The sequence below is a fragment of the Serratia sp. EWG9 genome (assembly GCF_019913725.1).
GTDB lineage: Bacteria > Pseudomonadota > Gammaproteobacteria > Enterobacterales > Enterobacteriaceae > Serratia > Serratia ureilytica.
In genome coordinates this window covers 566,744-577,113 of record NZ_JADNRO010000002.1, presented here as the reverse complement: position 1 = coordinate 577,113, position 10,370 = coordinate 566,744, and the positions used below count along the sequence as shown (strand labels likewise).

Below are 10,370 nucleotides of genomic sequence, written 5' to 3'. Positions count from 1 at the left end.
TTTTTTGCATCCGAAGATGCTGGATATCGTCTTGTGGAGTGCCCACACAGATTGTCTGATAAATTGTTAAAGAGCAGTGCCGAGAAACTCATCGGCGCGGGCTGCGTATATTACGCTTTTCACCCGGAGAGTCAAGCGTTTATTTCGCTTTCCTCTCGCTGACCCGGCGGCTTGTCAGTCGTTGTTCCCGGTCAGTGGAGGCGCATTATAGGGAGTTCTCGGCAGGCCGCAACCCCTAAATGCAAAAAACTTTTCAAGCGTTCAAATAATCACCAAAAACGACTTTTTAGGATATTTATTAGTCAAAAAATACCGGTTTTAGGGCAGTAATAGCGGCAACCCCTGTAAATAGGGACAAACGAAGGTAAAGAAAAGGGAGCGGTCCCCCGCTCCCTTTCATCTTTATTATCCTTAATCGCCGTTATTGGCGGGCAACGATATGGTCGTTTTCCACATCCAACGTCACCAGCTTGCCAGGTAACAGCTTGCCGGACAGGATTTGTTGTGCCAGCGGGTTCTCGATTTCCTGCTGAATAGCGCGTTTCAACGGGCGCGCGCCATATACAGGGTCGTAGCCTGTTTTGCTTAACAGCGCCAGAGCCGGTTCGGTCATGGTCACTTCGTAACCGCGCTCTTCCAAACGCTTGTACAGACGCGACAACTGAATCTTGGCGATCGCGGCGATGTGTTTCTCGCCCAGCGGGTGGAACACCACCACTTCGTCGATACGGTTGATGAACTCCGGACGGAAGTGGTGACTTACCATCTCCATCACCGACTCTTTCATCTGCGCGTAGTTCATCTGACCGAAATGCTCCTGGATCAGATCGGAACCCAGGTTGGACGTCATGATCACCACGGTATTGCGGAAATCGACGGTGCGGCCTTGACCATCGGTCAGGCGGCCGTCATCCAACACCTGCAACAGAATATTGAACACGTCCGGGTGCGCTTTCTCGACTTCATCCAGCAGAATCACCGAATAAGGCCGGCGACGTACGGCTTCCGTCAGGTAACCGCCCTCTTCATAACCGACATAGCCCGGAGCGCGCCGACCAGACGCGAAACGGAGTGTTTCTCCATAAACTCGGACATATCGATACGCACCATGGCGTCGTCGCTGTCGAACAGGAACGAAGCCAGCGCCTTGCAAAGCTCGGTTTTCCCTACCCCGGTCGGACCGAGGAACAGGAACGAACCGATCGGTCGGTTAGGATCGGACAGCCCCGCACGGCTGCGGCGGATCGCATTGGAGACTGCGCTGACCGCTTCGTCCTGGCCAATCACTCGCGAATGCAGTTCTTGTTCCAGGCGCAGCAGCTTGTCGCGCTCGCCTTCCAGCATTCTTGCGACCGGGATCCCGGTGGCACGCGCCAGCACTTCGGCAATCTCCGCATCGGTCACCCGGTTGCGCAGCAGCTTCATGCTCTTGCCTTCGGCCTGCGTGGCGGCGGCGAGCTGTTTTTCCAGCTCAGGGATTTTGCCGTACTGCAGTTCCGACATCCGCCCCAGATCGCCGACGCGACGCGCCTGCTCCAGGGTGATTTTGGCCTGCTCGAGTTCAGCCTTGATATTCTGGGTGCCGGAGAGCGACGCTTTTTCCGCTTTCCACTCTTCTTCCAGCTCCGAGTATTCGCGCTCTTTCTGCCCGAGCTCATCGCTCAGCATGTCCAGGCGTTTCTTGCTGGCGTCATCAGACTCTTTATTCAGCGCCTGCTGTTCCAGTTTCAATTGGATGATGCGGCGCTCAAGTCTGTCGAGCGACTCCGGCTTGGAGTCCATCTGCATGCGAATGCTGGACGCCGCTTCGTCGATAAGGTCAATAGCCTTGTCCGGCAATTGACGATCGGCGATATAGCGGTGCGAAAGCGTTGCCGCCGCTACAATGGCCGGGTCGGTTATCTGCACGTGGTGGTGCAGTTCGTAACGCTCTTTCAGGCCGCGCAGAATAGCAATGGTGTCTTCCACGCTCGGCTCCGCCACATATACTTTCTGGAAACGACGTTCGAGCGCCGCATCCTTCTCTATATATTGACGGTATTCATCCAGCGTGGTGGCACCGACGCAGTGCAGTTCGCCGCGCGCCAGCGCCGGCTTCAGCATGTTGCCTGCGTCCATCGCGCCATCCGCCTTACCGGCACCGACCATGGTATGCAGTTCGTCGATAAACAGGATAACGCTGCCTTCCTGCTTGGCCAGATCGTTGAGCACGCCTTTCAGACGCTCTTCAAACTCGCCGCGATATTTGGCGCCGGCGATCAAGGCGCCCATATCGAGGGACAATACGCGCTTGTGCTTCAGCCCTTCCGGCACTTCGCCGTTAATGATGCGCTGCGCCAGGCCTTCGACGATGGCGGTTTTACCCACGCCAGGCTCGCCGATCAACACCGGGTTGTTTTTGGTACGGCGTTGCAGCACCTGAATGGTGCGACGGATCTCTTCGTCACGGCCGATCACCGGGTCAAGTTTGCCCTGCTCAGCACGTTCGGTCAGATCGATAGTGTATTTCTTCAATGCCTGCCGTTGGTCTTCGGCGCCTTGGTCTTCCACGCTGTCACCGCCTCTCATTTGTTCAATGGCTTTGCTGATTTTGTCGGCCGTCGCGCCGGCCGCTTTCAACAAGTCGGTCAACGAGCCGCGGTCTTCCAGCACCGCAAGCACAAACAGCTCGGAAGAAATGAATTTGTCCGCACGCTTTTGCGCCAGCTTGTCGCACAGGTTCAGAACGCGCACCAACTCGTGGGACGGTTGAACGTCACCACCGGTGCCTTCTACCTGCGGTAAACGGGACAGCGCCTGTTCGATCTCGGTGCGCACACGCCCGGCATCGATACCTGCGGAAGTTAATAGTGGACGAACCGTGCCCCCTTCCTGATTGAGCAGGGCGCTCATCAGATGTAGCGGTTCAATAAACTGGTTGTCGTGCCCAAGGGCTAGTGACTGGGCATCGGCGAGGGCAAGCTGGAATTTGTTGGTAAGACGATCCAGACGCATAACACCTCCAAGATGGGTCGAAATTGCTACTGGAGATTAAATGAGGTCATCCCTCAAATTTTCAAGGTTATCTCGACGCTAAATTTTCGGTACAACGCCATGCGTCGTTGGATCGTCCTAATTCAATAGGTTATATCAGCCAGATTAAACTTGCCAGACGTCCGGTTATTCCATCGCGTCGATAGGAGAAAAAATGGCTCATTTCGTTAACCGTACAGCGGTCGCCGCCATAAATGGCCTGAACGCCCGCACGCAACAAGCGTTGGCGAGCCAGCAAGTAGATATTAGCCAAAAATTTATCGCCGTGCGGGGTAAATGCCGCTGCGGCCTCAGCGTCTTCCGCCATGAAAGCGGCGCGCACCTCCGGCCCGACCTCGAACTGCTGCGGGCCGATCGCCGGCCCCAGCCAGGCGCTGATTTGGCCCGGTGCGGCGCTGAACGCCGCCACGGTTTGCTCCAGCACGCCGTGGCATAGCCCACGCCAACCGGCGTGAGCGGCGGCCACTTCGTCGCCGTGCTGCGAGCAGAACAGCACCGGCAGACAATCCGCCGTCATCACTGCGCACACCTGACCCGGCACGTTACTGTACACCGCATCCGCCCGCAGATCGGCGAGCGCTTGTCCCGTCAACGTCACCACGCGAGTGCCGTGCACCTGCTCGAGCCATACCGGCATCTGCGGCAAGCCGGCGGCGGTAACCAACCTTTCCCGATTGCGCTTCACCGCTTGCGCCTCGTCGCCCACGTGAGCGCCGAGGTTCAGCGAGTCATAAGGTGGCAGGCTGACGCCACCATCGCGCGTGGTGCTGCAAGCTTTAACGCCGGGAGGCAACGGCCAGTCGGGCAGAATGAGCGAGCGCATTACCAGTCCATCTGATCTTTGAATTCTTCGGTGTCCGCCTTCAGCGCGTTGATCAGATCAACCATGTCCTGCGGCAGCGGCGCATGCCACTCCATCTGGATGCCGCTGATCGGGTGATACAAACGCAGCATGGTGGCGTGCAGCGCCTGGCGGTCAAAGCCGCGCAGCGTGTTGATGAAGGCCTCCGAAGCGCCTTTCGGCGGACGCGGACGGCCGCCGTACAGCGGATCGCCCACCAGCGGATGGCTAATGTAAGCCATGTGCACGCGGATCTGGTGAGTACGGCCGGTTTCCAGGCGCAGGCGCAGACGAGTGTGCGCGCGGAAGTGCTCCATAATGCGATAGTGCGTCACCGCCGGCTTACCCATCGGGTGCACCGCCATGTGAGTGCGCTTGGTGGAATGGCGCGCGATGGGTTCTTCTACCGTACCGCCTGCCGTCATGGTGCCGATCGCCACCGCTTCGTATTCACGGGTGATTTCGCGCGCCTGCAGCGCCTCCACCAGCCGGGTTTGCGCCGGCACGGTTTTCGCCACCACCATCAAGCCGGTGGTGTCTTTATCCAGACGGTGCACGATGCCGGCACGCGGCACGTCGGCAATTTCCGGGTAGTGATGCAGCAGCGCATTGAGCACCGTGCCGTCCGGGTTACCGGCGCCAGGGTGCACCACCAAATCGCGCGGCTTGTTGATCACCAGGATATCGCTGTCTTCATAGACGATATCCAGCGCGATATCCTGCGGCTCCCAACGCGCTTCTTCTTCTATCTGTGCATCGATGGCGACTGTCTCTCCGCCCAGCACCTTCTCTTTCGGTTTGTTTGACGTTTTGCCATTGACCTTCACCCGATCGCCCAGGATCCACTCTTTTATGCGAGATCGTGAATAATCAGGGAACAATTCAGCCAAAGCCTGATCTAAACGTTGTCCGAGTTGAGATTCGGCCACCGTTGCGGTGAGTTGTACTTGTTGTGCCATATGCAGCTTCTTCGTTAACGTTGGGTTTTCACGGCGATGCCGTTTAATATAATGTGCTATTGTACCTGGTCTTTGTCGGGAGCTTAACGGACAGTCTCCCGGAATAACACCCTGAGGATAATCAAAACGTCATGACGCGTATGAAATATCTGGTGGCGGCAGCCACGTTGAGCCTGGCGCTGGCAGGTTGCTCCACATCCAAGGATGCGGTTCCCGACAACCCGCCTTCGGAAATCTATGCTACCGCGCAGCAAAAACTGCAGGACGGTAACTTCAAGGGCGCTATTACGCAACTCGAAGCGTTAGATAACCGCTATCCTTTCGGGCCGTATTCCCAGCAGGTCCAGCTGGATTTGATTTACGCCTATTATAAGGCTGCCGACTTGCCAATGGCTCAGGCATCCATCGATCGCTTCATGCGCCTTAATCCGACGCACCCGAACATCGATTACGTGATGTACATGCGCGGCCTGACCGACATGGCGCTTGATGACAGCGCGCTGCAGGGCTTCTTCGGGGTTGACCGTTCGGACCGCGATCCTCAGCACGCTCGCGCTGCGTTCCGCGACTTCAGCCAGTTGATTCAGCAATACCCGAACAGCCAATACGCGACCGACGCCAACAAGCGTTTGGTGTATCTGAAAGATCGTTTGGCCAAGTATGAGCTTTCGGTGGCGGAATACTACACTAAACGTGGTGCTTACGTCGCGGTCGTTAATCGCGCCGAGCAGATGTTGCGTGAATTCCCGGATACCAAAGCGACGCATGACGTGTTGCCGCTGATGGAAAATGCCTACAAGCAGCTGCAGCTGAACGGCCAGGCTGACAAAGTGGCCAAAGTGATCGCCGCCAACCCGCAATAAGCGCGCGTCGGCACCGGCAGAAAAACCAAACGGCAGCCAAGGCTGCCGTTTTCATTGGCGTCGACCTGGTTTTTACTGGAAAAATACACAAGTAAAAACATGGTGTTAGCTAGCGCTCCTCACCGGTCAACTCATCGATAATGCGCCATCCGGCGGCAACTCTCAAGCATTAGATAGCCAATTCAGATGCTGAATCACAGATTGAACTAACTTTGCAAAAAGTGACAAAAAATCGTGATTTACATCACGCATTTAAACAAAAAGCGGGGTATGCTGGATTCACCAAGACGGAAAGACAGAGAGGTAAGTTATATGACATTGAACATTACCAGCAAACAAATGGATATCACTCCCGCAATCCGCAATCACGTCGAAGACCGTCTCACCAAACTGGAAAAATGGCAGACCCAGCTGATTAACCCGCATATCGTCTTATCCAAAGAGCCGCAAGGGTTTGTCGCCGACGCTACCATTACTACGCCTAACGGCCCGCTGGTCGCCAGCGCCAAACATGATGACATGTATACCGCCGTTAACGAGCTGATCGCCAAACTGGAGCGCCAGTTGAACAAAGTGCAGCACAAAGGCGAAGCGCGCCGCTGCAATGCCAGCGTGAAAGACATTGTGCCGGAAGTCACGCAAGAGCAGGAATAACCGTCCGACAGCGATTGCCGCATCAAACGCGCCCAGGGGCGCGTTTTTTGTCGGGTATTTTTGTTGACGAGGTAAAAGCCAGCGGTTACTTTAAAACCTGTTCGCATTAACCTTAGGTAGACCATGCCACGCACACCGTTTTTCTTCGCATTCTTTTTTACCTTCCCCTGACTGGGAGGCGTTTCGTCGTGTGAGAAAGAATGCGAAGACGAACAACAAGGCCTCCTGGAAACAGGGGGCTTTTTTTATGGCTGTTTTACAACGAATAAGAACTGAAGGCGGAAGCTGATTATGACTGACAACCCGTTATTGGTGCTGCGCGAGCGCATCAGCGCACTGGACTTGAAACTGTTGGCCTTGCTGGCGGAACGCCGTGAGCTGGCGATCGAAGTCGGCAAGACCAAGCTGCACTCTCACCGCCCGATCCGTGACAAAGAGCGCGAACGCGATCTGCTGGATGCGCTGATCGCCGCCGCCAAGCCTTACGACCTGGACGGTTTCTACGTCACCCGCCTGTTCCAACTGATCATTGAAGACTCCGTTCTGACCCAGCAGGCGCTGTTGCAGCACCAGCTCAACCCCGTCAGCCAGCATTCCGCCCGCATCGCTTTCCTCGGCCCGAAAGGCTCTTATTCACATCTGGCGGCGCGCCAATACGCTGCCCGCCACTTCGATCGGCTGATCGAATGCGGCTGCCAGAAGTTTCAGGATATTTTCGCCCAGGTGGAAACCGGCCAGGCGGACTACGCGATTTTGCCGATCGAGAACACCAGCTCCGGTTCGATAAACGAGGTCTACGATCTGCTGCAACACACCAGCCTGTCGATCGTCGGCGAACTGACTAACCCTATCAACCACTGCGTTCTGATCGCCGGCGACAGCGATCTGAGCCAGATAGAAACCGTCTACAGCCATCCGCAGCCGTTCCAACAGTGCAGCCAGTTCCTTAACCGCTTCCCGCACTGGAAAATCGAATACACCGAAAGCACGGCGGCCGCGATGGAGAAAGTCGCCAAGCTGAATTCACCGAAGGTGGCTGCACTGGGCAGCGAGGCCGGCGGCGCGCTGTACGGGCTGCAGGTGCTGGAACACAATCTCGCCAACCAGCAGCAAAACATCACCCGCTTTATCGTCCTGGCGCGCAAAGCGATCGATGTCTCCGAACAGGTGCCGGCAAAAACCACGCTGATCATGGCGACCGGCCAACAATCCGGCGCGCTGGTCGAAGCACTGCTGGTATTGCGCGATAACGGCATCATCATGACCAAGCTGGAATCACGTCCGATCAACGGCAATCCGTGGGAGGAGATGTTCTATATCGATGTGCAGGCCAACCTGCGCGCCGAGGCGATGCAAAAAGCGCTGCGCGATCTGGCGCCGATCACCCGCTCGCTGAAGGTGCTGGGCTGTTACCCAAGCGACACCGTGGTGCCGGTCAACCCATCCTGAAACCGTAAAAAAGGGTTCGGCCAAGCCGAACCCTTTATGTTTACTGCCCGCAGTTTTACTGCCGGCTGTCGTTAGCCTGCCGCAACAGCGTGCGGCTCTCCACCAGGAAGCGCTGGGCGTAATCGCCGAACCAATGCTCTACCTTGCGGAAGCTCTCGATAAACGCCTGTTTGTCGCCATGCTCCAACAGCTTTATCGCCTCGCCGAAGCGCTGGTAGTAACGCTTAATCAGCGCCACGTTTTCTTCCGACGACATAATGATATCGGCGTACAGCTGCGGATCCTGCGCGAACAGACGGCCAACCATCGCCAGCTCCAGCCGGTAGATTGGCGAAGAGAGCGCCAGCAGTTGCTCCAGTTGCACGTTCTCTTCCGCCAGGTGCAGCCCGTAGGCGAAGGTAGCGAAGTGCCGCAGCGCCTGAATAAACGCCATATTCTGATCGTGCTCGGCCGCGCTGATGCGATGCAGCCGCGCGCCCCACACCTGCAACTGTTCAAGCAGCCACTGATACGCCTCCGGCTGGCGGCCGTCGCAGTAGACCACCACCTGCTTGGCCACGCTGCCCACGTCCGGGCCGAACATCGGATGCAGACCGACCACCGGGCCGCTGTGCGCCGCCAACATCGCGTGCAAAGGCCGGTTCTTCACCGACGCCAGATCCACCAGAATACAATCGGCAGGCAGCGTCGGCAGGCGGCTTATCACCTGCTCGGTCACGTGGATCGGCACGCTGACGATCACCATGCCGGCATCCGCCAACAGCTGCTCCGCCTGCGGCCAATCTTCCTGATCCAACACCCTGACCTGATAACCCGACAGCGTCAGCAAGCGATTGAACAGCCTGCCCATTTGGCCGTTGCCGCCGATAATGACGATCGGCCGCAGCTGCGGGCACAGGGTTTTAAAGCCCTTGTCGTTCTCGCTGACGTAAGACTCGCGCATCACGCGGCGCAACACATCTTCGATCAGATCCGGCGGCACGCCGAGATTTTCCGCCTCCCGGCGGCGCGAGGCCAGCATCGCGGCTTCGCGCTCCGGTACGTAAACCGGCAGGCCATGACGGCTTTTGACTTCACCCACTTCCGCTACCAGATGCAGGCGTTTCGCCAGCAGATCCAGCAGCGCTTTATCCACCTCATCGATTTGATCGCGCAGCGCGGTCAGTTCAGCCACCATAACTTACTTTTCTCCCGTGCGGGCCGTCAGCGCAGCGCCGAGTTCCTGATGCATATGGCGCAACAGGGTTTCCGTGCTCTCCCAGTTGATGCAGGCGTCGGTGACGGACACACCGTAACGCATGTCTGCACGCGGCTGTTCGGAAGACTGATTGCCCTCATGCAGATGGCTCTCCAGCATAATGCCGGTGATTGAGCGGTTACCCGCCTTGATCTGCTCCACCACGGACTCGGCAACCGCCGGCTGACGGCGATAGTCTTTATTCGAGTTGCCATGGCTGCAATCTATCATCAAGGACGGGTGGAGTCCCGCCTCAAGCATCTGTTTTTCACAGGCCGCAACGTGCTCAGCGCTGTAGTTCGGCGTTTTGCCGCCGCGCAGGATCACGTGCCCATCCGGGTTGCCCTGAGTCTGCAGCAGGCAAACCTGACCTGCCTGGTTAATGCCGACGAAGCGATGCGGCATGGCAGCGGCGCGCATGGCGTTGATGGCGGTGCCCAGGCTGCCGTCGGTGCCGTTTTTGAACCCGACCGGCATCGACAGGCCGGATGCCATTTCTCGGTGGGTCTGAGATTCGGTGGTACGCGCGCCGATCGCCGACCAGCTGAACAAATCGCCCAGGTACTGCGGGCTGTTCGGATCCAACGCTTCGGTAGCCAACGGCAAGCCCATGCCCACCAGATCCAGCAACAGGCGACGCGCGATATGCAAGCCTGCTTCAACGTCAAACGAACCGTCCATGTACGGATCGTTGATCAAACCTTTCCAGCCGACAGTGGTTCTGGGTTTTTCAAAGTAGACGCGCATAACGATATACAGCTGATCGCTCAAGTCAGCCGCCAGGGTTTTCAAACGACGGGCGTAGTCCAGCGCCGCATCCGGATCGTGGATCGAACAAGGCCCACACACCACCAACAGGCGATGATCGCGCCCCTGCAAAATGTTGGCGATGGTGTTACGCGCAGTGGCGATTTCATTTTCGTCGTCGGCGCTGAGCGGGAACTGGTTCTTCAGCTCCTCCGGCGTGATGAGAACCTGTTCTGCACTGATGTGTACGTTATTGAGCGCGTCTTTTTGCATGATGCTATTCCTGTCGTTTGGCGTTATGCGTTGAAATGGAACATTGAGCGTTTCAGGGGTCTACCCTATCATGATATGTAAAGTTTTCAATCCATTTTCCGTAAATAAAAGATTACCGTCATTATCTTGCTTAAACCACCTTTGAGTCAGGGTTGCGAAAGTAGATTTAAACTCAACAAATACAATATATTAAACAATTAAACAGCCCATCATCACGCTGTAACCCCTCCTGCCTAACAAAGCCATTTATCGTAAACATATTTGTACATTATATTTTACAGCGAGGATGCACGCCCCATCTCGGCACCGGCGGC

The 10,370-nt window shown here is 56.8% G+C and carries 8 protein-coding genes, 1 pseudogene and 1 other annotated feature; of the genes and pseudogenes, 4 read left to right on the top strand and 5 right to left on the bottom strand.

Translation table 11 applies throughout. The features are described 5' to 3' along the window. Positions 1-421: 421 nt before the first annotated feature. The 3 genes and pseudogenes from clpB to rluD form a co-directional block, all read right to left on the bottom strand. Positions 422-2,994: pseudogene (clpB, locus tag ITX55_RS08150) on the bottom strand (ATP-dependent chaperone ClpB). A 130-nt stretch (positions 2,995-3,124) separates the two neighbouring features. After that, entirely contained in the window at positions 3,125-3,856 is a 732-nt protein-coding gene (gene yfiH, locus ITX55_RS08145; RefSeq protein ID WP_108680198.1) for a purine nucleoside phosphorylase YfiH, read from the bottom strand. Next, positions 3,856-4,833: a 23S rRNA pseudouridine(1911/1915/1917) synthase RluD gene (rluD, locus tag ITX55_RS08140; RefSeq protein ID WP_004932452.1), complete on the bottom strand. Its 978-nt coding sequence runs from the start codon at positions 4,831-4,833 to the stop codon at positions 3,856-3,858. The genes yfiH and rluD overlap by 1 nt, the downstream gene beginning before the upstream one ends. Positions 4,834-4,964: 131 nt before the next feature. Here rluD and bamD point away from each other — a divergent pair, with 131 nt between their 5' ends. The 4 genes from bamD (at position 4,965) to pheA (ending at position 7,799) form a co-directional block, all read left to right on the top strand. Next, positions 4,965-5,696: an outer membrane protein assembly factor BamD gene (gene bamD, locus ITX55_RS08135; RefSeq protein WP_004932456.1), complete on the top strand. Its 732-nt coding sequence runs from the start codon at positions 4,965-4,967 to the stop codon at positions 5,694-5,696. 312 nt (positions 5,697-6,008) lie between these two features. Beyond that, complete coding sequence (raiA, locus tag ITX55_RS08130) at positions 6,009-6,350, top strand: ribosome-associated translation inhibitor RaiA (protein WP_004932457.1); 342 nt, start codon at positions 6,009-6,011, stop codon at positions 6,348-6,350. 122 nt (positions 6,351-6,472) lie between these two features. Beyond that, positions 6,473-6,599 (top strand) — a sequence feature (Phe leader region). After that, positions 6,474-6,521 (top strand): hypothetical protein, encoded by a 48-nt coding sequence (locus ITX55_RS08125; protein WP_101428074.1) that lies wholly within the window; start codon positions 6,474-6,476, stop codon positions 6,519-6,521. Its footprint overlaps the feature before it by 48 nt. A 42-nt stretch (positions 6,600-6,641) precedes the next feature. Further along, positions 6,642-7,799, top strand: a complete 1,158-nt coding sequence (gene pheA / locus ITX55_RS08120) for a bifunctional chorismate mutase/prephenate dehydratase (RefSeq protein ID WP_033641936.1) — start codon at positions 6,642-6,644, stop codon at positions 7,797-7,799. Positions 7,800-7,854: 55 nt separating this feature from the next. Here the strand turns inward: pheA and tyrA are convergent, their stop codons facing one another. After that, positions 7,855-8,976 (bottom strand): bifunctional chorismate mutase/prephenate dehydrogenase, encoded by a 1,122-nt coding sequence (tyrA, locus tag ITX55_RS08115; protein ID WP_033641935.1) that lies wholly within the window; start codon positions 8,974-8,976, stop codon positions 7,855-7,857. Between the two features lie 3 nt (positions 8,977-8,979). After that, the gene (locus tag ITX55_RS08110) at positions 8,980-10,056 is read right to left on the bottom strand and encodes a 3-deoxy-7-phosphoheptulonate synthase (RefSeq protein WP_016929016.1); all 1,077 of its coding nucleotides are present in this window, start codon (positions 10,054-10,056) and stop codon (positions 8,980-8,982) included. Between the last annotated feature and the right edge of the window lie 314 nt (positions 10,057-10,370).